The sequence below is a fragment of the Psychromonas sp. 14N.309.X.WAT.B.A12 genome (assembly GCF_030397575.1).
Taxonomy (GTDB): Bacteria; Pseudomonadota; Gammaproteobacteria; order Enterobacterales; family Psychromonadaceae; genus Psychromonas.
Map to the genome: position 1 here is coordinate 96,744 of NZ_JAPNXS010000005.1, position 25,838 is coordinate 122,581.

General features: G+C 38.7%; 21 protein-coding genes. 9 read left to right on the plus strand and 12 right to left on the minus strand.

All coding sequences use genetic code 11. The features are described from left to right. Position 1: 1 nt before the first annotated feature. From urtD to urtA, 4 genes are all read right to left on the minus strand, one after another. Complete coding sequence (gene urtD / locus OW492_RS08345) at positions 2-811, minus strand: urea ABC transporter ATP-binding protein UrtD (RefSeq protein WP_290039471.1); 810 nt, start codon at positions 809-811, stop codon at positions 2-4. Continuing rightward, the gene (gene urtC, locus OW492_RS08350; RefSeq protein WP_290039472.1) at positions 811-1,971 is read right to left on the minus strand and encodes an urea ABC transporter permease subunit UrtC; all 1,161 of its coding nucleotides are present in this window, start codon (positions 1,969-1,971) and stop codon (positions 811-813) included. Before urtC ends, urtD begins: the two co-directional genes overlap by 1 nt. Continuing rightward, complete coding sequence (gene urtB / locus OW492_RS08355) at positions 1,971-3,593, minus strand: urea ABC transporter permease subunit UrtB (protein WP_290039473.1); 1,623 nt, start codon at positions 3,591-3,593, stop codon at positions 1,971-1,973. The genes urtC and urtB overlap by 1 nt, the downstream gene beginning before the upstream one ends. A 124-nt stretch (positions 3,594-3,717) precedes the next feature. Continuing rightward, positions 3,718-5,001 carry an urea ABC transporter substrate-binding protein gene (gene urtA / locus OW492_RS08360; protein WP_290039474.1) on the minus strand — a complete coding sequence of 428 codons (1,284 nt, stop codon included), beginning with the start codon at positions 4,999-5,001 and terminating at the stop codon, positions 3,718-3,720. Between the two features lie 284 nt (positions 5,002-5,285). On the opposite strand from urtA, the gene OW492_RS08365 reads away from it, so the two are divergent. The 5 genes from OW492_RS08365 (at position 5,286) to OW492_RS08385 (ending at position 13,517) form a co-directional block, all read left to right on the plus strand. Beyond that, positions 5,286-8,651: an ATP-binding protein gene (locus tag OW492_RS08365; protein ID WP_290039475.1), complete on the plus strand. Its 3,366-nt coding sequence runs from the start codon at positions 5,286-5,288 to the stop codon at positions 8,649-8,651. Then, positions 8,638-9,528 (plus strand): response regulator transcription factor, encoded by an 891-nt coding sequence (locus OW492_RS08370; protein WP_354669228.1) that lies wholly within the window; start codon positions 8,638-8,640, stop codon positions 9,526-9,528. Before OW492_RS08365 ends, OW492_RS08370 begins: the two co-directional genes overlap by 14 nt. Before the next feature lie 150 nt (positions 9,529-9,678). Continuing rightward, positions 9,679-11,763 carry a bifunctional diguanylate cyclase/phosphodiesterase gene (locus OW492_RS08375; protein WP_290039476.1) on the plus strand — a complete coding sequence of 695 codons (2,085 nt, stop codon included), beginning with the start codon at positions 9,679-9,681 and terminating at the stop codon, positions 11,761-11,763. 89 nt (positions 11,764-11,852) lie between these two features. Beyond that, a complete protein-coding gene (locus tag OW492_RS08380) occupies positions 11,853-12,485 on the plus strand; it encodes a TetR/AcrR family transcriptional regulator (protein WP_290039477.1) in 633 nt (210 codons plus the stop codon). Between the two features lie 48 nt (positions 12,486-12,533). Next, complete coding sequence (locus tag OW492_RS08385) at positions 12,534-13,517, plus strand: MDR family oxidoreductase (RefSeq protein ID WP_290039478.1); 984 nt, start codon at positions 12,534-12,536, stop codon at positions 13,515-13,517. Positions 13,518-13,575: 58 nt separating this feature from the next. Here OW492_RS08385 and ald read toward each other — a convergent pair whose 3' ends face one another. Further along, positions 13,576-14,706: an alanine dehydrogenase gene (gene ald / locus OW492_RS08390; RefSeq protein WP_290039479.1), complete on the minus strand. Its 1,131-nt coding sequence runs from the start codon at positions 14,704-14,706 to the stop codon at positions 13,576-13,578. A gap of 170 nt (positions 14,707-14,876) precedes the next feature. Between ald and lrp the strand changes: the two genes are divergently transcribed. Beyond that, a complete protein-coding gene (gene lrp, locus OW492_RS08395; protein ID WP_290039480.1) occupies positions 14,877-15,350 on the plus strand; it encodes a leucine-responsive transcriptional regulator Lrp in 474 nt (157 codons plus the stop codon). Positions 15,351-15,429: 79 nt separating this feature from the next. On the opposite strand, the gene OW492_RS08400 is transcribed toward lrp, so the two are convergent. Together OW492_RS08400 and OW492_RS08405 are read right to left on the minus strand one after the other, a co-directional pair. Beyond that, entirely contained in the window at positions 15,430-16,197 is a 768-nt protein-coding gene (locus OW492_RS08400) for an SDR family NAD(P)-dependent oxidoreductase (protein ID WP_290039481.1), read from the minus strand. A 149-nt stretch (positions 16,198-16,346) separates the two neighbouring features. After that, positions 16,347-17,717, minus strand: a complete 1,371-nt coding sequence (locus OW492_RS08405; RefSeq protein WP_290039482.1) for an aminotransferase class III-fold pyridoxal phosphate-dependent enzyme — start codon at positions 17,715-17,717, stop codon at positions 16,347-16,349. Between the two features lie 261 nt (positions 17,718-17,978). Here OW492_RS08405 and OW492_RS08410 point away from each other — a divergent pair, with 261 nt between their 5' ends. The 3 genes from OW492_RS08410 to OW492_RS08420 all read left to right on the plus strand — a co-directional run bounded on the left by OW492_RS08410 (position 17,979) and on the right by OW492_RS08420 (position 20,785). After that, positions 17,979-18,716: a sulfite exporter TauE/SafE family protein gene (locus tag OW492_RS08410; RefSeq protein ID WP_290039483.1), complete on the plus strand. Its 738-nt coding sequence runs from the start codon at positions 17,979-17,981 to the stop codon at positions 18,714-18,716. A 616-nt stretch (positions 18,717-19,332) separates the two neighbouring features. Beyond that, complete coding sequence (locus tag OW492_RS08415; protein WP_290039484.1) at positions 19,333-20,040, plus strand: glycerophosphodiester phosphodiesterase family protein; 708 nt, start codon at positions 19,333-19,335, stop codon at positions 20,038-20,040. Positions 20,041-20,059: 19 nt separating this feature from the next. Further along, positions 20,060-20,785, plus strand: a complete 726-nt coding sequence (locus OW492_RS08420) for a DeoR/GlpR family DNA-binding transcription regulator (protein WP_290039485.1) — start codon at positions 20,060-20,062, stop codon at positions 20,783-20,785. A gap of 20 nt (positions 20,786-20,805) precedes the next feature. Here the strand turns inward: OW492_RS08420 and OW492_RS08425 are convergent, their stop codons facing one another. The 5 genes from OW492_RS08425 to OW492_RS08445 form a co-directional block, all read right to left on the minus strand. Further along, positions 20,806-21,414 carry a MarC family protein gene (locus OW492_RS08425; protein ID WP_290039486.1) on the minus strand — a complete coding sequence of 203 codons (609 nt, stop codon included), beginning with the start codon at positions 21,412-21,414 and terminating at the stop codon, positions 20,806-20,808. Between the two features lie 279 nt (positions 21,415-21,693). Next, positions 21,694-22,191, minus strand: coding sequence for a universal stress protein (locus tag OW492_RS08430; protein ID WP_290039487.1), 498 nt, complete (start codon positions 22,189-22,191; stop codon positions 21,694-21,696). 57 nt (positions 22,192-22,248) lie between these two features. Further along, positions 22,249-23,592, minus strand: coding sequence for a TRAP transporter large permease (locus OW492_RS08435; RefSeq protein ID WP_290039488.1), 1,344 nt, complete (start codon positions 23,590-23,592; stop codon positions 22,249-22,251). Next, positions 23,589-24,185, minus strand: coding sequence for a TRAP transporter small permease (locus OW492_RS08440; RefSeq protein WP_290039489.1), 597 nt, complete (start codon positions 24,183-24,185; stop codon positions 23,589-23,591). Before OW492_RS08440 ends, OW492_RS08435 begins: the two co-directional genes overlap by 4 nt. Before the next feature lie 114 nt (positions 24,186-24,299). Then, positions 24,300-25,301, minus strand: coding sequence for a TRAP transporter substrate-binding protein (locus OW492_RS08445; RefSeq protein WP_290039490.1), 1,002 nt, complete (start codon positions 25,299-25,301; stop codon positions 24,300-24,302). Positions 25,302-25,838 lie beyond the last annotated feature (537 nt).

The window sequence follows — 25,838 nt, forward strand, 5'->3', positions numbered from 1 at the left end:
ATTAGTCTTGCTCCTCGCCTAAGTACACTTCCCTCACTTGTTTATTGGCTTGCACTTCATCCATTGAACCCTCCGCTAATACTGTACCTTGATGTAAAACTGTTACCTTACGAGCAATAGATCGTACAAAAGCCATATCATGCTCAACGACCACAACAGAGTGTTTACCTGCTAACGAGGTTAATAGCTCAGCAGTTCGCTCAGTTTCTTGAGTAGTCATGCCGGTTACTGGCTCATCTACTAGCAACAACCTTGGCTCAGCAGCTAATAGCATACCTATTTCTAGCCATTGCTTTTGACCATGCGATAAACGCCCTGCAGGATAATATCGCTCGGCTATTAAACCGATGGTTTCTAACACTTCATCTATTTTGTTTTTTTGCTCTCCACTCAGCTTATGAAATAAAGAAGTTAAAATACCTTTATCACCAGATAAGCTCAGCTCTAGATTTTCAAAGACAGTAAGCGCCTCAAATACTGTTGGCTTTTGAAATTTACGGCCAATGCCGGCGCGTGCAATTTCAGATTCATCTAATTCCAGCAAGTCAATTTGCTGACCAAAACTAACCTTCCCAGTATCAGGACGTGTTTTTCCGGTGATCACATCCATTAGCGTCGTTTTACCTGCGCCGTTTGCACCAATTAAACAACGTAATTCACCATCACCTATATACAAATTAAGGTCATTAAGTGCTTTGAAACCATCAAAACTAACACTGACATCTTCTACATATAAAATCATGCCATGGCGTGTATCGGGATTAAGGTTCTCGGTTGAATATAGCGGCGAACCATGTTTATTAACTATCATTATTTATTCTCCGCAACAGGGGGGGTATTCTCTATATCACTCTGTTTACCTTGACTAGGAGGATCTAATTTATCCATTAAGTTAGTCACTAAGCCTGCTAAGCCTTTCGGTAATAACAAAGTGACCAACACAAACAAACCACCCAGTCCAAATAACCAAGCTTCAGGCATAATCGCGGTAAAACGTGTTTTGGCGTAACTCACGACGATTGCGCCAACTAATGCTCCATACAGAGTGCCACGCCCACCAATCGCTACCCATATAACAATCTCAATTGAATTAAGTGGCGAGAACTCTCCTGGGTTAATAATGCCAACTTGTGGCACATAAAGAGCACCAGCCACACCAGCCAACATGGCCGAGACAACAAAGATCCACACTTTATAATGTTCTGGTTTATAACCTACAAAGCGAACGCGACTTTCCGAATCTCTGATAGCTGTCACTACTCGGCCCATTTTAGAGTTAACAATGAAGTGACTAATGCCATAACCGATTGCCAGAACAACAGCAGTAGCTACAAATAAAGCAAGTTTTGTTGTTGGTGACTGCAATGAGAATCCAAATAGCTCTTTAAAGTCAGTTAGTCCGTTATTACCACCAAAGCCCATTTCATTTCGGAAGAATGAAAGTAATAGCGCATAAGTCATTGCCTGCGTCATAATCGATAAATACACACCGCTAACTCGTGAACGAAACGCTAATGTACCGAAGATATAAGCTAATAAACCAGGTCCAGCAAACACCAGTAATATCATGACTAATGCATTGTCCGAACCAGCCCAATACCATGGTATTTCAGTCCAGTTTAAAAACACCATAAAGTCAGGTAGCTCGGGATTGCCATATACACCACGATCACCGATTTGGCGCATCAAGTACATCCCCATCGCATAACCACCTAGGGCAAAGAAGGCGCCATGACCTAAACTTAATATGCCGCAGTATCCCCAGACTAGATCAACCGCTAAGGCTAGTAAGGCGTAACATAAATATTTACCCAATAGACTGACCGTATAATCACTCACATGTAAAGCTGAACCTTCAGCAAAAAAGAGATTACACACAGTTACATAGAGTGTTGAGATAAACAGTATTGCAATCACAACATGCAAACTGCTCATTTTTTTTATCATTGGTGAATTCAGTAAAGTATCCATTATTCTGCCGCTCTCCCTTTTTGTGGAAATAGTCCTTTAGGTCGTTTTTGAATAAACAAGACTAGACTGACTAACACAATAATATTGGCTAATACTGGTCCCATTGATGGTTCCAATATTTTATTAAAAGTACCCATGGTCATCGCTGCCACTAAGGTTCCCCATAAATTCCCCACCCCACCAAATACAACAACAAGGAAAGAATCGATAATATAAGCTTGTCCTAAGTTTGGCCCCACGTTAGTTAACTGGCTTAATGCCACACCAGCGACACCCGCAATTCCTGAGCCTAAGCCAAAGGTGATCGCATCAACCCACGAACTTTTAACACTTAATGCTCTAGCCATATCTCGATTTTGTGAAACCGCACGAACATGTAAACCTAATGAAGAGCGTTTCAAAATCATCAGTAATGAAAAGAACACCATTAGCGAAAAAATAATAATGTATAAACGATTATAGGTAATTGATAAAACTGGATTAATTTCCAAAGAACCACTCATCCACAAAGGCGCTTCTACCTGGCGATTTAACGGAGAGAAAACCGTTCTAACAAGTTGTTGTAAAATAAGGCTGATACCAAAGGTCGCTAATAAAGTTTCTAATGGACGACCTTTAAGAAAACGAATAACACCGCGTTCAATTAAAATACCAACAAAGCCCGACACTAAAAACGCAGCGGGTACGGCCATTAATAATGAATATTCAATTAAGCTAGGGAAAGTTTGCTGAATCACATAGGTGGTATAAGCCCCTAGCATCATCATTTCACCGTGAGCCATATTGATAACACCCATCACCCCAAAGGTGATCGCTAAGCCTATTGCAGCTAATAACAATACTGAACCTAAGCTCAATCCAAAGAACAGATTTTCAACTAACTTAAAGACACTAATTTGTTGTTCAATATCGTCAATAGCATTACTTAATTCTGCTTTTAACGAACCACCTTGCTGTGATCCTGGTATTTTCTGCAATTGACTGACTAAAGCATTTTTAACACTTGGCTCTAAACGGTTTGAAAGTTGTTTAGCTGCAGATAACTTTTCAGCGTCGTTACCGTTCTCTAACTGCTCAACTAGCAAAATTGCTGACATTAGGTCTCTTGCTTCACTATCTTGCTCAGTTTTAATCAGTTTATTGACAGCTGTAATAGCAGCTTTATTTGGTTTATCTAACAGTAATTTTAACGCTGAAATACGCACATCGACTTGATCACTCGTTAAATCTAAATTTGCTAATAGGTCTCGAATCTGGCCACGTAGACGGTTATTGGTTCTTACTTTTTTAATGGCTGATTTACTGACAGTAGGTAATGCTTCGTTACTCAACACATCAATTAATTGGTACTGGTTGTTAGTATCTTCAGATACTGATACCACTTGTTTATTGGCTTTTAAGTAATATAGGTCACCTGCCATTAACGGCTCTAAAATAGCACGTACTTGCGGTGCAGATGTGTCGGCAATTTGCTCGATTAAAGACGACAGTTTATTTAATTTAGTGGAAGGCAACTGCCCAACCAACGAAATAAGTTCAGATTCACCTTGCACGTCGTCCTCTGCAGCAAATACAGGAAGCGATAAAACAAAGAAAAAGAGAAAGGGGAATAGGCGCAACATGGACTGTTCCTTAGAATAATATATTCAGTTCATTAAATGGGAGGAACATCTCCCATTGGGTGTTTAATGACAAGCAAAGGAAAAACGACTAAGCGTTAATTCACTTTGCTAGAAAAGGTTATATTTAGAATTGTTGACCAGAACATTTTGCAGTAGTGATATCAAAGTTGCCGCACTTGATTGGTGAAGTCCAATCAGCAACTAAGTTTTTAGAGCTTGGTAAAAAGTCTGACCATGCATCACCGATTACTGTATCAGGCGTTTCCCAAACTACTTCAAATTGACCATCTTCTTGAATCTCACCAATTAATACTGGTTTAGATAGATGATGATTTGAGTTCATTACAGCCGTACCACCCGTTAAGTTAGGAACAGCGATACCGATCATTGCTTGCTCTACCGCATCAACGTCAGTTGTACCGGCTTTCTCAACAGCTTTAACCCACATTTTGAAACCAATGTAAGTGGCTTCCATTGGATCATTTGTTACACGCTTATCATCGCCAATGTATTTTTTCCATTTTGCGATAAATTCAGCATTCTCTTCAGTATCAACACTTTGGAAGTAGTTCCATGCCGCTAAGTGACCAACCAGTGGTTTTGTATCAAAACCAGATAACTCTTCTTCACCAACAGAGAATGCGATAACTGGAATATCTTCAGCTGAGATACCTTGGTTACCTAGCTCTTTGTAGAATGGGATGTTTGCATCACCGTTTACAGTAGAGATAACGGCAGTTTGTTTACCTTCTGAGCCAAAGCGTTTAACGTCAGAAACGATACTTTGCCAATCCGAGTGACCAAATGGCGTGTAGTTAATCATGATATCTTCAGCTTTAACGCCATTTGCCATTAAATAAGCTTCTAATATTTTATTAGTTGTACGCGGGTAAACGTAGTCAGTACCAAGTAAAACGAAACGTTCAGCGCCGATATCATTCATTAAGTAATCAACTGCTGGAATAGCTTGTTGGTTAGGCGCAGCACCTGTGTAGAAAACATTTTTAGATGACTCTTCACCTTCATACTGTACTGGGTAAAACATTAAGCCATTTAGCTCTTCTAATACTGGCAATACAGATTTACGTGAAACTGAAGTCCAGCTACCAAAGATAACATCCACTTTATCTTTCGCTAATAACTCACGTCCTTTTTCCGCAAATAGAGGCCAATTTGAAGCTGGGTCAACAACCACAGGTTCAATTTTTTTGCCCAATAGACCACCGTTTGCATTTTGGTCTTCAATCATCATCAATACTGTATCTTTCAGTGTCGTTTCACTGATCGCCATCGTGCCTGATAAAGAATGTAAGACACCAACTTTAATAGTGTCTGCAGCATACGCAAAGTTAGTCATTAAACCTGTTGCAACAATCGAACTTGCAACTATTAGCTTCTTCAGTTTCATAGGTAATTCCTTTCCTTTTAGTCTTTAGTGATTAGTATTTGTACTTGGCAAATGTATCAATCACGCCCTTTTCCAAGTGAGGTTAGTATCTAGGAATTGTGGCAAGGAAAGAATGCGTAGAAGCGCGCAATAGACTACGCAATTATGCGCATATAGAAAAAATATAAGGTCAAGTATGATACGCGCGAGCTTATACCAGTAACAACGTTTCATAACAAAGATGGCAAAGAGGTTAAGATACGCTAGGATGGCACGTAGGATGGTTAAAGGAATAATCAATTACCATGGAATCAAACCAAAAAATACTGAAAGCCCGTCGTACCTATAATAAACTCGTCGCTAATGAGATGATGGAAGACTTTGCCTTGCGTTTTACTTCTAAGCGCGCAAGAAAATGGTCTTTGAATCGTGTCTCTATGACTGCGTTGGGGATTGTGTCATTTTTAGTATTAGAAGCGATTGGTGGAGCTATTACTCTAGAATTTGGCTTTACCAATGCAGCTTGGGCAATTCTTGCGGTAACCTTAGTAGTGTTTATCACCGGCCTCCCAATTAGCTATTACGCCGCTAAATATGGTGTCGATATTGATTTACTTAGCCGTGGCGCTGGGTTTGGTTATATTGGTTCCAGTATCGCTTCGCTAATTTATGCCTCCTTCACGTTTATCTTTTTTGCCCTTGAAGCCGCAATCATGGCGATGGCCTTAAAGATTCTATTTGCAGTGCCTTTACCGATTGGGTATATCCTCAGTACCATTATCATCATCCCTCTAGTGACCCATGGCATTACCTACATTAGTCGATTTCAAGTTTGGTCATCACCTATTTGGGTTGCTTTACAACTATTGCCACTTTTTTTTGTTTTTACTCACAGTGATAGTCAATTTAAGGAGTGGATTACTTTTACTGGTAATGCAGGGGTGCATGGTAGCGAGTTTAATCTATTACTGTTTGGCGGCGCCTCTGCCGTATTATTGGCTTTGGTGGCACAAATCGGCGAACAGGTAGATTTTTTACGCTTTTTACCTGAAAAACCAAAGAAAAAGTCTGGTCGCTGGTGGATAGCGTTATTAGTGGGGGGGCCAGGTTGGATGCTATTCGGAGCATTGAAACTATTTTTAGGATCTTTTCTCGCTTACTTTGCACTACAACAAGGTATACCAGCAAACCTAGCCAGTGATCCTGCTCATATGTATCAATTAGCTTATAGTTATGTCTTTGATAACATTACTGTTATCTCTGTCGTTGCCTGCGGCTTTGTCATTTTATCGCAATTAAAAATTAACGTAGCCAATGCTTATGCAGGCTCGTTAGCTTGGTCTAACTTTTTCTCTCGCGTTACTCATAACCATCCAGGCCGAGTTGTATGGATGGTATTTAATGTGGCCATCGCTCTATTATTAATGGAACTCGGTATCTACCAGACGATTGCCAGTATGTTATCGGTTTATTCGGTTTTAGTATTAGCTTGGTTAAGTTCTGTTGTAGCTGATTTAATCATTAACAAGCCTTTAGGGATCAGCCCTAAACATATTGAATTTAAACGCTCACATCTATTCGATATTAACCCTGTTGGTGTTGGCTCTATGCTATTGGCATCTATAGCTGGTTTCACCGCTCATATGGGATTTTATGGTGAGACAGCGGAAGCATTAGCCTCCTTTATAGCCTGTTTTCTACCTTTTATTACCGTGCCATTAATTGCTTGGTTAACCCAAGGTAAATATTACTTAGCCAATAATCAAGAAATTGAAATTAAGCAATTTTGCGAGTGCCACATTTGTGAGAATAGCTTTGATCAAGAAGATATGACCTTCTGTCCAGCTTACGGTAAAGCTATTTGCTCTTTATGTTGCAGCCTAGATGTACGCTGTGCTGACCAATGTCGTCCTCATGCAACTATTTCACAACAGGCACACGATTTCTTTACTCGATTTGTCAGTGAAAAGGCCTTAAAAGTACTGACGACACCATTAACTCAGTTTATTGCATTAACCTTAGTATTAAGCCTGATAAGTGCCGCTATTTTATTTTTGGTGTATCTGCAGGTGCCCTTAGAAGGTGCGCAGGTAAAACAACTATTTGCAAATACCCTAATTAAAACATTTTTTCTGTTAATCATTATTATCGGCATTATTAGTTGGTTATTTATTCTCGCCCGGGATGGTAATCAAAATGCACTAAAAGAGCTGCGTTCACAAACCAAAGCGCTTGCCAAAGAAATTGATGCCCATGAAACCACCTCTTTTGCATTGCAGACTGCCAAAGAAGTGGCTGAATCAGCTAATCAGGCTAAAAGTCGTTATTTAGCAGCGTTAAGCCATGAACTTCGCACCCCCTTAAATGTACTGCTAGGTTATGCTCAGCTACTGCTGCGCGATCAAGCTTTACCGCCTAAGCAGCAAGAAACTATTGCAATTATTCGCCGTAACGGCCAACACCTCGCAGACTTAATCGAGAGCTTATTAGAGATATCTAAGATTGAAGCAGGTCGAGTAACACTTCAGCGCGATGAATTTAATCTAAAAGCCATCTTGCAGCAATTAGTTGATATGTTTCAGATGCAAGCAAGCAAAAAAGGCATTAAGTTTAATTATATCAGTAGCCCAAACTTACCTGATTATGTGGCGACGGATAAACAACGTTTTAGACAAATTTTGATTAACCTGATCTCCAATGCAATTAAATTTACCGCACAAGGTTCGGTAACTTTTAAAGTCACTTACCGCAGTGAGGTAGCGAACTTTAGTGTGATTGATACTGGTGCCGGTATTGCGCTTCATGACCAAGAGATCATCTTTAAACCCTTTGAGCAAATTCGCCATTCACAATCTCAATCAACTGGTGGAACTGGATTAGGCTTAACTATTTCACGCTCTCTTGCTGAATTAATGGGAGGTGAGATAACCTTAAACAGTCAACTCGGTCAAGGCAGCACTTTTAATTTTCGTTTAATGTTATTCAAACTACATAAAGATCCAAAAGAGCCTGAATTAACCAAGTCAGAAGCGATTGGTTATGATGGCCCAATACAATCTATCCTCGTTGTTGATGACAATCTCAATCAGCGAGAGTTAATGACAGATCTATTATCACCTATTGGTTTTAACATACTATTAGCAGAAGACGCAGAGCAGGGCTATCAACAACTACAACAGCAAAAAGTTGATCTGATTTTAATGGATGTGCAAATGCCTAATATCAATGGATGGCAAATGGTCAAAACGCTACGTGAACAACATTACCATATGCCAGTATTAATGCTGTCAGCGAATGCACGAGATGCAGAGTACAATCAACAGGCAGAGGGATACCATGACGGCTACATTGCCAAACCACTCAATTTAGATGCATTATTAGGCAAAATAGCACAGTTGTTAGATTTACAATGGCAATACAAACGGACTGATAATGCTTTTAAAGATAAAGATAATCAAGCCCACAAACCTAAGTTAGGGGTTGAACAATATGAAGCCTTAATTGCAATGGCTGAAATTGGTTATCTATCTGGTTTTAAACATAAATTTGATGAAATAAAAGATGAGTACCGTTACCCAGCAGGAAGTGAATCACAAATTCTTGAATATGTTGAAGTGTGTAACTTCCCTAAAATAATTGAATATTTAAACGAGTTAAATGATGGATCATAATAGTAGTGATGTGGTGTTGGTGGTTGATGACTCACCAGAATCATTAGGCATGCTCAATGTTGCTTTAAATAGCCAAGGCTATACGGCACTGGTTGCATTAAGTGGCCAACAAGCACTTGCAATAGCAGAGAAAGTACCACCTGATGTTGTATTGTTAGATGCAATGATGCCTGAAATGGATGGCTTTGAAACGTGTCGCCGTTTAAAAATATTATTACCTAATACTCCTATTATTTTTATGACAGGCTTAACTGATGTAGAAGATATTGTGAAAGGCATTGAAGCTGGTGGAGTGGATTACGTAACTAAACCTATCTCTCCCGATGAAGTTATTGTGCGTATAAAACGCCATATTGAAACGGCAAAATTAGCACTCAGCGCACAGGACGCATTAGATCATGCAGGCAAGACAGTGTTCTGTGTTAGCCCTGTAGGTCGTTTATCTTGGGCGACCCCCCATGTGCATGAGTTAATCGATCAAGTATCACCAGGTGATGCTAGCCCTTGGGCAACTCTTGCGCCATTAATAGAAAAATGGCTAGCGAATGATACAAAGACTGAATTAGTAATTAATTGTTTTGTTAACAAAATCAGTATTGCCTACGAACGTCAACAACAACAGATGCACTTGCTGAGAATTGTTCAAAATAAAACACAAAAATCAGCAACAGATTTACAACAAAAGTTACCTATTACAAAACGCGAGTCTGAGGTTTTATATTGGGTTTCCTATGGTAAGACTAGCTGGGAAATATCTCAAATATTAACCATGAGCCCGCGTACCGTAAATAAACATCTGGAGCAAATATACAAGAAATTAGGCGTTGATAATCGCACTTCTGCAGCTGCAATTTCAATCAGAATACTAGAAGGCTAGTTTACCTTATACCTAAAAGTAAGTATCATCGCGATTTCATATTTTGGGGTAGAGGATAGTAACCTAGCTCATAAATTTTCACTTTTATCTGAAAAATAATAACCAATTAACTATAGTGTTATTATGATCTGAGTTTTTATTGCGAGAACTATGAAATCAATAAATAAATACGAGCTTCTAGAAAAAGCAATTCTGAATGATCCATTACATCAATTGTTTGATGCAGTGGATGCTATTTCTGTTCAGGGCTATAACGAAGATCGTCGAGTTATTTATTGGAATAGAGGCAGTGAAATAATTTATGGTTACACCGAAGAAGAAGCAATTGGACAAAAAATTGAAGACCTGATTATACCTAAGGATATGTGTGAATTTGTCATCAGTGCACATCGTGATTGGGTTCAAAAAGGCATAGAGATCCCTGCATCAGAAATAACCCTTCATGACAAAGATGGTGCTGATGTTGAAGTGTTCTCTAGCCATGTTATGTTTACAAATCAATACAATAAAAAACAAATGTACTGTGTTGATATTAATATGACAGACACCAAAAATGCCCAGGCTCAAGTGTCCTTTAAAGAACACATGTTACAAACCATTTTTGAAGCAACGCCAGATCTTTTTTTCTTAATAGAAAAAGATAGCACCATCACCGACTATTATGCTGGTAGCAGTAAAAACCTGTATACGCCCCCTTCAAAATTTATTGGTTATAAAATAAGTGAGGTATTACCTGCCGACGTTGCTAAGAAATATAATACATATATAAACAAAGTGATTAAAGAAGCAGCTCCATTCACTTTTGAATATGAACTTATGTTGCCTCACGGGTTAACCTATTTCGAAGCGCGTATTAATTATTTGCCTGAATACCAACAAATATTAACGATCGTACGTGATATTACTGAACAACATAGATCGTCACAAACCATTAAACAACATGCGTACTATGACACTCTCACAGCCTTACCTAATCGCTTTTTATCGTTAGACAGATTATCACAAATGCTCAATGAAGCAGATCGTAACAATGAAAATGTAACGGTCTGCTTCCTAGACTTAGATGACTTTAAAAAAGTAAATGATTCTTTAGGTCATGAAATAGGCGATAAGCTATTAATTGAAGCAGCTAAACGCTTAAAAAAAGCAACCCGTAAAACAGACACTGTAGGTAGATTAGGCGGAGATGAATTTATTTTATTATCGCCAGGTTTACACGATGAAATGAGTATCAAAGTCGTTGCACAGAACTTACTTGAGGTATTCCGTAAGCCCTTCCACATCGATGGTCGAGAATTAATCGTTACTTTAAGCCTGGGTGTCGCTGTTTCACCAGATAATGGCACTACAGTTTCAGATCTTTTACGAAATGCTGATACCGCGATGTATCAAGCTAAAACGTTAGGTCGAAACGCCTACTCTTTTTTCACAAAAGAGATGAATACAGCCATGATACGCAGGTTTGAAGTGGAAGAGCAGATGCGCAATGCCCTTGAACGTGACGAGTTCGAGGTATTTTATCAACCTCAATTCGACTCAAGGACACAAAACGTTATTGGTGCAGAAGCTTTATTACGCTGGCATAACCCCGCTTTAGGAAATATTTTTCCTGACGAATTTATCCCTATTGCAGAACAAACAGGTCTAATCGTTCCAATTGGCCAGTATGTGATCAACGAATCCCTTAGCTTTTTAAGCTTATGGCAAACTCAGCAAAACAATGATTTTGTAATGGCAGTCAACTTATCTCCTCGTCAATTTCGAGATAAAAAACTTCTTAAAGTGATTAAAGAAGCACTTAAAAAAGCCAACCTTAGTCCTGACCATTTAGAATTAGAAATAACGGAGGGTGTATTAATGACAGGCCAGTCTTACATTACAGAGGCCTTGATTGAACTACAAGAATTAGGTGTGAAGTTATCCATGGATGACTTTGGTACTGGTTATTCATCACTCAGTTATTTACGACAATATCATTTCGATGTGCTTAAAGTTGATAGAAGTTTTGTGAATGGTATTACCATTAACAAAGAAGACCGAGACTTGGTTAAAGCGAGCATTGCGATAGCTCATAGCTTGGGTTTAAAAGTAGTCGCCGAAGGCGTAGAAATCAGTGAACAGCTCAATATTTTAAATGATTTAGGTTGTGACTACGTACAAGGTTATTACTTTAGTAAACCAATGCCGGCTCAGAAATTCTTAGATTATACAGAGAATTACCAGAGAGAAACTTAATCACACTCTTTCAAGGTGATTCTCCCTTCATTATCAGTCTTTTTAATAAACATTTTGAATTAATTAGACGATCGGTCTATTATATTGTGATGACAATAGAAATAACAAAGCCACGGCGTGGTAGACCGCCAAAAAATACGACTGATAATCGAGATACACGCGCAGAACTAATACGTAGCGGACTCGAACAACTGACTGAAAGTGGATTTTCCGCATCAGGTATTGATCCTATATTGAAAAAAGTGGGCGTACCGAAAGGATCTTTTTACCATTACTTTAGTAGTAAAGAAGCTTTTGGTTTAGCCGTGATTGATAGTTATGCAAACTATTTTGCGCATAAACTGGATACATATTTATTAGATGAGAGCTATCCAGCACTCACCCGTATTGCTAACTTTGTAGAAGATGCAAAGTCAGGATTGGCTTATCACCACTTTAAGCGCGGCTGTTTAATTGGCAACCTAGGTCAAGAAGTGGACTTGTTGCCTGAAAGCTTTCGCCCCATTTTAAGCCATGTTTTTATTACTTGGCAAAACCGTATAGCTGACTGTTTAGAGCTTGCAAAAGCAAACCATGATCTATCACAAAGCGCAAACACGGAAAAGCTAGCAGAATACTTCTGGATTGGCTGGGAAGGTGCAGTCAGTCGAACACGATTAACACAAAATACGACACCAATAGATAACTATTTTCATCATTTTATGACGGGATTACCCCGCTAAAATTTATTTTCAATATTTAATAGACGATCGGTCTAATAGGAGCAATATATGTTCAAAGGCGTTTTAATTGAAAAAGATGAACAAGGATACCGTTCTGCTTTACAACAAATAGAAGAGAGTGTGTTACCGGAAGGTGATGTCACCATCAAAGTAGCTTATAGCACTCTGAACTATAAAGATGCATTAGCAATCACAGGTAAAGGACCTGTTGTACGTAACTTCCCAATGATCCCCGGAATCGACCTCGTTGGTACAGTAGAAGAGACTGCTAGCGATAAATTTAAAGTCGGCGATCAGGTTTTACTTAACGGCTATGGTGTAGGTGAGGTTCATTGCGGCGGCCTCGCTGAGAAAGCACGATTAAACAGCGATTGGTTAATTCCTTTACCTAATGCTTTTTCTGCTCGTCAGGCCATGTCCATTGGTACTGCTGGTTACACAGCTATGTTATGTGTGATTACATTAGAAAAACATGGCATTACTCCTGACAGTGGTGAAGTTTTAGTAACAGGAGCAAATGGTGGTGTTGGTAGCTTTGCTATTAGTATTTTAGCCAAACTAGGCTATCAAGTTGTGGCTTCTACTGGGCGTATGGAGCAAACCGAGTACCTCACCAAATTAGGGGCATCAGAGGTTATTGACCGTGCTTTATTAACTGAACCAGGCCGTCCATTAGCCAAAGAGCGTTGGGCAGCAGCAATCGATGCAGCTGGCAGCCATACACTTGCTAACGTTTGTGCAAGCCTTAAATATGGTGGCGTAGTCGCTGCTTGTGGTTTAGCACAGGGTATGGATTTATCTACCACTGTTATGCCATTTATTCTACGTGGTATTACCTTAGCAGGTATTGATAGCGTAATGCGCCCAACAGCAGACAGGGTTGAAGCTTGGGATCGATTAGCTAATATTTTAGATGCATCAGTATTTGATGATATTGCCAAAGAGATTACGCTAGAAGAAACGATTGATACTGCTGAACAACTGATTCAAGGAAAAGTACGCGGACGCGTGGTTGTGAATATTGCAGGTTAGCTTTGTAACAGGTAAGAACAAAAAATGAAATATGCCCACTTTATGTGGGCATATTTTTTTAAGCAGAAAAAGGGGTCGCTAATGCTTCATCTGGAGATACAAAAGGAATATTTAAGCTTTCAGACACGCTAAGGTTAGTCACTTTACCATGCATTACATTTAAACCATTTTTCAAATGTTTATCTGTTAATAAAGCGTCTTTATAACCTAACTTAGCAAGACGTAATATATACGGTAATGTCGCGTTATTAAGCGCAAATGCAGAGGTTCTAGCAACAGCTCCAGGCATATTTGCTACACAATAATGCACTACATCATCAACAATGTAAGTTGGATCACTATGCGTTGTTGCTTTGGACGTAGCAAAACACCCACCTTGATCAATGGCAACATCCACTACTGCAGAGCCAGCACGCATTTTTTTAATCATTTCTGCACTTACTAATTTAGGTGCCGCAGCCCCCGGGATTAATACACCACCGATCACTAAATCAGCATCTAAAACTAATGATTCAAGGTTATATTTATTAGAGTAAGCGGTTTTAATAGTGGAACCAAATTGTGCATTTACTTTACGTAGGGTATCAATATTGTTGTCAACAATGGTAGTGTCTGCCCCTAATCCAATTGCCATCTGTGCTGCATTACAACCGACAACACCACCACCAATAATTACTACTTTAGCTGGTGCAACTCCCGCAACACCACCTAACAATAAACCCACACCACCATGTGACTTCTCTAAACATGCAGCGCCTGCTTGAATAGACATACGTCCAGCCACTTCCGACATTGGGGCTAATAACGGTAAGCTACCATTATCACTGGTCACGGTTTCATAAGCGATGCAAACTGCTTTACTATCAATTAGGTCTTGAGTTTGCGCAGGATCAGGAGCTAAATGTAAATAAGTAAATAATAATTGATCAGGGCGCAACATTGCACGCTCAACAGCTAATGGCTCTTTTACTTTTACAATCATCTCTGATTGAGCAAAAACCTCTTCAGCTGTCGCAAGTATTATTGCACCTGCATCAATATATTCTTGGTCACTACAGGCAATTCCTTGACCTGCTGATTGTTGGATATAAACCGTATGCCCTGCTGATGTAACTTCTTTAACACTAGCTGGTGTCATACCTACACGGTACTCGTGAACTTTAATCTCTTTTGGTACGCCGATAATCATATACTGCTCCTTAGAATGATAGTGACTTGTTTAATAAATAAGCGTTATCAACAGTATAAAGATTAATAAATAGTTTTATTCGCTCTATTTTTTTATTTTTCTGTATTTTTATAGATTAAAATATTACATATAAGTATTATTGCAGTTAATAATTTTACGATATTGAAAGGATGCAGTTTATGTCACTAGATAGGATAGATAGAAATATATTACGAGAGTTGCAAAAAAATGGCCGAATTTCGAATGTAGAATTATCTCAAAAAATTGGGTTAAGCCCAACACCTTGTTTAGAGCGGGTTAAACGTTTAGAAAAGCAAAAAGTCATTCAATCTTATACCGCTCTACTTGATCCTGAGCATTTAGGCGCCTCTTTACTCGTCTATATTGAGTTAACCTTAAAACGTTCTAGCCCAGATGTATTTGAACGCTTTAATGAAGCAGCGAAACAACTAGACTCAATCTTAGAATGTCATCTGGTTTCTGGTGATTTTGATTACCTCTTAAAAACCCGAGTTGCAGATATGTCAGCTTATAGAAAAGTACTCAGTGAAACACTATTATCACTGCCTAATATTAAAAGCTCTAAAACCTATGTTGTAATGGAAGAGGTAAAATACCTCACCACTATCAATATTCCTAATTAATCAATACTAGTATAACCATCCAAATAAGCACTGACTTGATAGACCTTAAACGTTAAGGCCTATCAATAATTTAAGGTGTTTATTTTTTTACAATTTTAAAATTGTCCCACGCCTGTGATGTTGGCATAACTTCTAAACTGTTAATATTAAGATGCGCAGGCTGCTCCGCTATCCATAAAATAATATCTGCAATATCTTCTGGTTGAATCGCGTTAGCGCCTTGATAGATTTGATCATACTTATTTTGGTCGCCATTAAATCGAACCAAACTAAACTCACTCTCAGCCATACCTGGCTCCAAGCTCGTCACTCGAATACCTGTGCCTGCAAAATCACTACGTAGATTACGTGAGAACTGTGCAACAAAGGCTTTACTTGCGCCATATACATGACTACCAGGATATGCCCAGTTACCAGCAATGCTTGCCAAGTTAATAATAGTTGAAGAAGGTTGTGCTTTTAAAGTCGCTAAAAAACTGTGAGTCACATTGACTAAACCTGTGACATTAGTATCAATCATAGTATGCCAATCAGATAGTTTTGCTTGATCAGCTGGCTCCGCTCCTAATGCAAGACCCGCATTATTCACTAGAATTGCTACTTGTTTAAACGCATCCGGTAAGTTGCTAGTAAATTCAGCAACCGCTTCGCTACTACGAACATCTAACACCGCATAATAAACACTAGTTAAAGGTGATAACTCTTCGGTCAATGCCTTTAAGCGCTCTTCTCTTCTACCGGTAATAACTAAAGGGTAACCCTGTTGGGCAAATTTTTTCGCCGTTGCTAAACCAAAACCAGCTGTTGCACCGGTAATAAGTACTACAGGACGTTGTGATGCAGTCATATCGAATTCCTTAAAAATACAAATGAGAATGTATCCAGTTGCTTAATTTAAAACCCTGAACACCTATAATAGAGAGCAGTAAGATAAAGTTAAATAACAATCTTTACCTTACTGCTATTAATCCCGCTTAGATAGGGGCAATTAATAGATTAAAGATCTGTAAACTCAGTAAATACAGCATCTAATGTATCAACAATAAAATCAGCTTCTTCATGTGTTAACGTTAATACAGGGCAGAAACATAGGGTATTATTTAGATATTTAAACGAACGGTTAGTACGTCCGATAATTAACCCTTTTTTCATACATGCACCAGCAATTTTAACGGTTACCGTTTCAGCAACAGGTGTTTTAAGCTCTTTATCGCTGACGAGTTCGATACCTAGTAACAAGCCTTTACCGCGTACATCGCCAATAATGGCATGTTTTTCCGCTAAACCATGGAATTTTTCTAATAAGTAATCCCCCATTACAGCACAGTTTTCAACTAGATTTTCTCGTTCTAAAATAGCTAAATTTGCAAGTGCTGCTGCAGGGCCTGCTGTGCAACCTGCGTATGTACTAACATCACGGAAGTACATTTCACGATCATCCCCTTCCGACAAAAACTCTTCGAAGATGGCTTCTGTAGTCACTACACATGAAATGGCTGCGTAACTAGATGCTACCCCTTTTGCTAGCGTCACAATGTCAGGCTTTATACCGTAGTGCTGGTAACCAAACCACTCTCCCGTTCTGCCCATGCCACATACCACTTCATCAATATGAACTAACACGTTATATTTTTTACAGATTTCCATCACCGCAGGCCAGTAGCCATCAGGAGGAGTTATCACACCGCCACCCGCGGTAATTGGTTCAAAAATAACAGCACCTACCGTATCAGGCCCTTCTCTTAGGATCACTTTTTCTAGTTCTTTTGCCGCTAAAATACCGTAATTAGCCACATTACCAAATTGACTGCGGTACTCACAACAATGTGGAAATTCAACAAAACCAGAAGCAAATGGACCGTAATGTTGACGGCGCTCTTCTTGCCCTGTTGCACTTAGCGTACCGATCGTTGAACCATGATAATCACGCTCACGATATAATATTTTATGTTTCTTCCCACCATATTTTTGCTGGGAAATTTGACGTACAATTTTAAACGCTTTTTCATTGGCTTCAGAGCCTGAGCTTGCGTAATAAACACGGCTCAAACCAGGCATTTTCTCTAATAATTTTTCAGAGAATTCAGCTGCAGGTTCAGTACCTGCAGTACTTGCAAAGAAATTAAGTTTAGCTATTTGATCGCGTACTGCATCTGCAATTTCTGTACGTCCATAGCCTACATTCACACACCAAACACCACCTGATGAAGCATCAAGGTAACTGTTTCCCTTAGCATCCCAAACGCGAGACCCTTCACCCTTCACCATCACTAATGGGTCTTGATTTTTTAATACACTATGTTGACTCAAATGGTGCCATACGTGGTTACGATCTCGTTCGATTAACGTGCGTGTTTGTGCTTCCATCTGCCCTTCTCCTTGAATTAATGTGTCATACCAATTTTGTTGATTATGTGATTGGTATAAATATCGTCCATTTCACATTAACTTAGAAATAAAGTCTTTCCCTAGCACCAGCTGAATTATTCGATAGAGCCAGATTTTTATCTTGGATATCTCTCAATTTATAGAAAAACATGGCTCTACAATTAATCATTTTTGGCCCTACTCTTACCTTTCAAATGCAAGGATAGTAGCCTCGAAAATTACTAATATTAAGGAAGATAAGTGGAACAAATTTGGTACGTAATGCCTATTGTAATCTTTGCAGCGATAGTCCGAGGCTATAGTGGTTTTGGCTTTGCTGTCATTGCAGTGGTTGGTTTAAATTTCTTTTTTGAACCTCAGCAAAGTGTCGCTATTGTATTGTCTCTAGATGTCCTGTGCAGTATTAATCTGTGGAAACAAGCGGTTAAACAGGCAGACTTCCCGACTCTTCGTAAACTTATCTTCGGTGCTATCTTAGGCCTACCAATCGGTTATTGCTTCCTATTACTGATTCCAGCAGAGATTTTAAAACTACTTATTTGCGTAGCGATCCTCGGCTTGGCATTATTGCTTTTTTCTAGCTTTAGACCATTTAATGCCGATAAAAATAGCAGCAAGATAGGCTTTGGTGTGGCCGCTGGAGCAGGGACAGCAAGCGCTTCGATTGGTGGACCAATGATAGTTTATTATATGTTATCTAGTCATTTGAGTACCAGTACACAGCGTGCCACTATGATCTTGTTTTTCATTGCAAGTGAAGGCCTTGCGGTAATCTCGCTAATCAGTGGAGGGTTAACCGATAGTACCTTACCCACCGCAGTATTAGTCTTAATCCTACCGGCGCTGATTGCCGTGAAATATGGTCAGTACTTATTTAACAAAAAGCCTCCAACATCATTAAAAAGCTTTGCTTTACCGATCATGGTAGTGGTTGCACTGTTAGGCATGGCTAATAGCTTTGTCACTTTGACGGCTTAAGATGTAAACCTGAAAAATTTAAAGCCCTGCATAAACTCGGTTTATGCAGGGCTTATAACAAGTGGTTAGCAAACTGAAAAGGCGCTTCCGCCCGACTTCGAAGTTATAGACAGAGAAGCAACAGAAGGTGATGACAAATAGCCACTGATATTGGTGACATCGATACTGCTTTTAAACACTTCAAATAAAGATTGGCCATTGGGTGAAAGCTCGATATTGTCCAATACTAATAGCGTCCTCAGAAACAAAAAGCTTGGCCTTTACAAACTCTATAGCGGGTGTTGTTGTATTAATGAGATAACTTAGTCAATCGCTCGGTGTTTTTGCAGAAACATCGGCGCTTAATAAAAGAGTCGCAGCGACTAAGCTTGTTGAATATTTTTTAAATATTTTAAGGCTCCCTTCCAATTAAAATTATCAGTAATACTTTTCTTCAAAAAGCAATAAAGCGTAAGTTGATCGCAACTTTAGGTTCATGTGAACTTTATAATGTTTTTGACAGGATTAAGGTGTTCGTATGAAAGAAAACTGGCTAAAACATTCATCATTTGATGACACATTCTTGTCATACTTATTTGAGAAGCTATATTGATACTTAAATGGGGATAAAAAAATTATGTTAATTACTGCACATCGAGGCTTATCTAGCGTAGCCCCAGAAAATACCTTAATTGCCATTCAGAAAGCCATTGAACTAGGGGCCAAGTCGGTAGAGATAGATGTACAGATTAGCAGGGATGGTGTGCCCGTTGTGATTCATGACTTTACCGTTAATCGATGTACCAATGGACGAGGCTTAGTGCAAGATATCGATTATCAGGATTTAGCTCGGTTAGATGCTGGATTATGGTTTTCCGATGAATATGAAAATGAACATATCCCTACTTTAGCCGCGGTGCTAGCACTGATAAAGAAACACGGTATCGCCTTAAACATAGAGTTAAAAATACAAAATGAAATACATATATTGGCTCTCTGCGAACAAGTAATCGCCGTTATTGAGGCCAGTAAAGTCACTACTGGACAATTAGTGTTCTCAAGTTTTCAACATCAAGCTTTATTATTATTAAAACGCCTTAAACCAAGTATTCGTCGCTCTCAGTTATGGGAAAAAATTCCTGATAATGCCTTAAAAATGCTAGAAGATATCTATGCCTTCAGTGTCAATTGTGATTACCGTTTTTTAAAAAAAGAACAAGCCATTAAAATCAAACAGGCGGGCTATCAAATACATTGTTATACGATTAATGATCCAGCATTAATTGAGCCACTAAGGCCCTTACATGTGGATAATATTATTACCGACTGGCCGCAACGCTTTTAAGTATGAGGTGAGCATCAAGATGAGTATCGAATTATCAGATAGGCAACGTCATATTTTATCTTTAATAACACAACAAGATTATTGTTCCATTGAACAACTCTCAGCTGACTTTTCAATCACCAAACAAACTGTCAGACGCGATATTAATACCTTATGCGATTTAGGATTAGCACGCCGTCATCATGGTGGAGTGAGCGTTCCCGCCTCCTTAGAAAATAGTAGCTATGTTGCACGTAAAACGTCTTTCACAGATGCCAAACAAAAAATTGCAGCACAAGTTGCACAAGAAATCCCTAATGGCAGCACTTTATTCTTAGGGATTGGCACCACTATTTCTGCTATCGCAGAACAACTCGGAGGCCATCAAAAATTACGCGTGATCACGAATAACTTTGAAGCTGCATCCATCTTATCTCACTATGATCATATTGAAACATGGATTGCTGGAGGTCGTTTACGCAACGGAGATAGGGATATTGTTGGAGAAAGTAGCCATGATTTTTTCCAACAGTTTATTGCAGATATTGGCATTATTAGTTGTGCTGCGATTACTACTTTAGGCAGTACAACACATAAACCTGTCGATTGGTGTTTAGAGCATGAACTACAAGAAGCAAAGGTAAGCCAAGCAATCATCAACAACAGCTTGCAAACGTGGTTAGTGGCTCATGGTACCAAATTGCATCGACAGGCAAATACTAAAGTTGCCCCCTTAGATAGCTTTAATCAAGTATTTAAGGGGTGAATAAAGTCACTTAAATTTATTTAAAATGTAGGTAATAAAACACGAGTAGCATCAATGAACATCTGCACCGACATCATTAATAGCAACATGCCCATTAAACGCTCTAAGGCTTTTAAGCCCTTATCTTTTAAAATTTTGTAAAGCTGTGGTGAGCATAACAAGACAAGTACAGCGAACACCCAAGCCAATAATAATGCTGTAAATAGCCCACCGGTATGTTCCGCGTTAGTTTTCGCCAATACCAATAAAGTCGCCAATGCACCGGGGCCGGCAATCATTGGAATAGCAATCGGTACTACCAAAGGCTCATCGCCTTTACTGGTTGCAAATAGGTCACCACCACTAGGGTTAGGAAAAATCATTTTTAAGGCGATCACAAAGAAAATAATACCACCGGCCAAGCTAATTGCAGGCGTTTCTAAATGAAACAGGCTTAAGAATTGCTCTCCAAAAAACAGGAAAATAATCAAAATAACCAAGCCAATCAACATTTCTCGAATAATAATTTTAGAGTGTCTTTTTTTATCTATATTTTTTAGAATACTTAATAACAAAGGCACACTGCCAAATGGATCCAATATAAAGAACAATAAAACAGCCGTTGAAAAGATTGAGAATGTATTTTCCATAAGCAGACACCTTACCTGGTAAAAAGCGAAACAATAATAATAAATAAGTAATCTAATTTTTGCACAAAAAATGGCTTAATTTAAAAGGTAAGCAGGGGTAAATAGTGGATATCTTTACAACACTTACAGCCCCAAATCAGCTATTTTGACAAACAAAAGAGACCCGTTAATGAGTGTGATTGGTATGGGCATTATATTTTTTTAAACGTTGGCGGCAAGGTAGGATTTAAATAAAAAGCCAAGTTAATCAAATAACTTGGCTTTAAGCTAAATTGAAGGTTATCGTTTACGTTCTTTCAGTGGCACCACTAAAACAGGGATACGTGAGCGCGCTAGTACATTCCTTGCAACACTACCCAAGAACGTCTCTACAAAACCTTTTTCATGGGTCCCCATTACAATTAAATCCACTTCACGTTCTCGTGAATTTTTTAGAATGGCTTCCATAGGAAAAGATTCAATAATATTAATCGATTTAATTTGCTTTCTCACAGCAAGATCTTCTGGGTCTGTCACTTGCGCCCAAAAGTCCTCCTGTTTTGTCGCCAATTTGGCTTTTGCTTGACGTTTACGAGACCCTAACATTTCAGCGCGTTGTACCGAGTCCATCACATAACTTTCTAAGGCAATTCTCGCATCACTGGAAAGCTTTTCTACTACGTGTAATACATGTATTTCAGCCCCCGTTTTTTTTGCTAAAAATGCAGCATATTTAAAGCACTCATTAGAACCCTGTGATAAGTCGGTACAGTATAGAATTTTATCAAATTGAAACATAATCTATCCCTTTATTGTTAACCTGCTTTAGTTGTTTGAAGCAGGTTATTAAACAATCTAATATCCTAGTAGTCTTGGCATGGTCAACGCGATTTGCGGTATATACGCAATAATAATCACCATGATTGTAGACACAAATGCAAACGGCAATGCTTTAGCAGTTACTTCTTCTAAAGGTGTATCGGAGATACCTGAAGCAACAAATAAGTTCTCACCCAATGGCGGCGTTGAAAAACCAATCGACAAGCTACATACCATCACAATACCAAAGTGCACAGGGTCAATCCCTAGCGTGTAGGCAACAGGCAACAATACCGGCGTTAAAATCATAATCGCCGCAAGCGTTTCCATGAACATCCCCACAAATAACAAGAAAGCAATAATCAATAACCAAATTAAGTATAGGTTATCAGTTAAACTTAACATTGATTCAGCCACAATCCCTGGTATTTGGTTTTCTACTAAGATACGACCAAAGGCGGTAGCAGTAAATAGAATTAATAATACTCGACCTGATAACCAAGTTGTTGTTTCTAAAGAGTGAATAAGATCTTTCATCTTCAACTCTTTATGGATAAATATCCCCACAAAAAGTGTGTAAAAAATAGCAATAATTGCTGATTCAGTCGGAGTAAAGAACCCCGAGTAAATACCGCCTAGAATCACTAATGGTGCTAAGATAGACCAAATGCCTGAACGTGCTGCTTTACCAATTTGCGCAATCGACCAACCTTCGCCGCTACCTTTAAAGCCGTAGCGACGACACTGAATGTAGTTAAGTGTCATTAAACCTACAGACATCACCACTCCTGGTAAGAAGCCAGCAATAAACATTTTTGGAATAGAGATACTTTGGAACTCGCCGTGTTTTGCAATCGCATCTAATGGCACAACTAACCCCAAGGCTGAAATACCAAAGATAACCATTGGAATAGAAGGCGGAATAACAATCCCTAGTCCACCCGATGATGCAGTCACCGCAGAGGCATAGCCTTTATCATAACCACGATTCACCATCGCAGGGATCATTAGCATACCAACTGCGGCTGTCGTCGCTGGACCTGAACCTGAAATAGCACCAAAAAACATACACGCTAAAATAGCAGCAGCAGACATACCACCAGTGACAGGACCTGCAAAGCTTTCAGCTAGAGTCACTAATCGTTTAGATATCCCAGATGCTTCCATCAATGCGCCAGCTAATATAAACGCGGGTAATGCCATTAATGGAAATGACCCCACCGAGTTAAAGGCAATTTGTACAAATTTAATTGGATTTTCATCTAGGTAGAAAAATGACGCCAAAGCAGCAATACCTAATGACACCATCACAGGTGCGCCCAGAATTAATAAGGCTAAGAAGGATCCAAATAGGACCATTACTATGGATGCTTCACTCATAGGTTATTCTCCATCTTCCCTGTGTGTTTTTTGTTTTCTACATCATTAGCTGTAGATTCTTCTTGCATGTCGTGATTCATTAATTCGTTCATCTCTTGCGATTCAGGATCAATTACCTCAACACCTTTAATATATTTTAAGTAGTTAACTTGTAAGATACGGATAGTCATTAACACAAATGCGATTGGTAGAATTAAGTAGATATATTTCATTGGAATACCTAGCGTTTGAGACTTCCAAAACAGATTCATTCTGTTGAAAACAAAGTCATAACTTAGGTAGATAAAATAACTATTAAAACTTACCCACAGTAGATCTGAAGCTAACTCAAAAAAGGTTCGGAGTTTTTGTGGCAGCCATTTGTAGTGAAAAGTAACGCGGTTATGCGCTGACAGTTTTGCTGCATAACTTGACCCCAGAAAAACGAACCATACAAATAGGTAAACGGATAGCTCCTCACTCCAAGTAATGGAATGGCCAAAAAGTTCGCGGGAGAGAATTTGAGCAAAAAGCAAAGTAACAAAGGTTACCAGTAATGCTCTACATAGATAACTTTCTAAGTTATCGAATATTTTAAAAATTATTTTCATCATTGTGTCCCTGTTCCCTTGAGAGAGAGCAGCACCTTGCTCTTAAAATAGGTTGTTATGCTGTTGTGCCTGCACCAATAAAAAGGGAGTGTTTCCACCCCCTTTTCAAACTATCTTTTAGATTTTCTCACGACCTAATAGGCTCAGTAATTCATTAATTTTATCTTTACCGCCTACTTGCTCGTAAAACTCAGGCCATACACCTGCTTGTGCTTTTTTAACCCACTCTGCTTCATCTTCTAACTGGTCAATTTCCATACCGTATTTAGAAACTAGCTCTTCTTTGATGCTGCCTTCTTTCTCTTTAATCCAAGAAAGGCTGTATTCAGTCGCTTCTTTACCAGCTTCTAAGATTGCTTGCTGCACTTCTTTAGATTGGTCTTGGAAAAGAGACTCAGACATAATTAAAGGCTCAAGAGAAAATAGGTAATGAGTCTCCGTTAGATATTTTTGAATTTCAGCAAATTTCATAGAGTAAATCGCTGCATAAGGTGTTTCTTGGCCATCAACAACTTGTTGTTGTAATGCAGTAAATGTTTCAGACCATGCTACTGGTGTTGGATTCACACCAAATGATTGATAAGTTTTAATAATCAGATCACTTTTTGGTACACGAATGAACAACCCTTTCAAATCATCTAAGTTTTTCACTGGACGTTTTGAGTTAGTTAACATTCTGAAACCTGAGTAGCTCCAAGCAAGGATACGAACATTTGCTTGTTGTAATGTTGTTTCTGTTAAACGCTTTTCAATATCACTGTTAATCACTTTTTCTGCTTGATCAATATCTTCAAATATATATGGAAGAGAAAGTAGACCTACAGAAGGGCTGAATGGTGCTAAGTTGTTAGCTGCGATGATAGACATATCTAAAGTACCTAGTGCCACATCATTGACTGTCGCCTGTTCAGAGCCTAACTGCCCATTAACAAATAACGTAGTGTTAAATTTGTCATTAGTTTTTTCAGCTAAGACTTCAGTGAATTTGATGCCTAATGCTTCTTGAGCACTACCACCACCATCACCAACAGCCATTTTCCATGTTGCTGATAACGCACTGGTTGATAACACTAGACCTGCAGTCAGTGAAAGGGCTTTAATAAGTTTCGTTTTTTGCATTTCCATTACCTCATTTTTTATGATGATTTTTTCGCACTAGATATAAGCGCGAGAATCCTAATTGAATCTAAAAAAGACCTTTTCCAGATCCATATGCAGCATACGAGCTAACATACTTACTTTTATGGCATAACCTGTTATGCCAACATTATCATTATCCAATTGTTACTTATTTAGGTTATATTTATTAATCACAATACAGATTAACAAACAAAAACAAATAATAAAAACAACTAGTTAATAAAATATTTCATCGTAATACGATTATTGTACGAACATGATTCGAGAGTCCCTAAGGGAACAATTGCATAGCTTATTGAGCAACAAAGCAACTCTCTAAAAACATAAAATAGAATATTAATACTAGGTTATTTCCCATTATTTAAAATATAATTAACTTCGTATCTATTTAACTTAAACCTTGCAAACGTTTGTAACCATTTGCTGAACATTCCCATTTTTCTGACGCCACCATGAATCGCTTTTTATTATTTTTGTATGATGTTCATGATCTGCTTTCCTTATTTAAACTACACT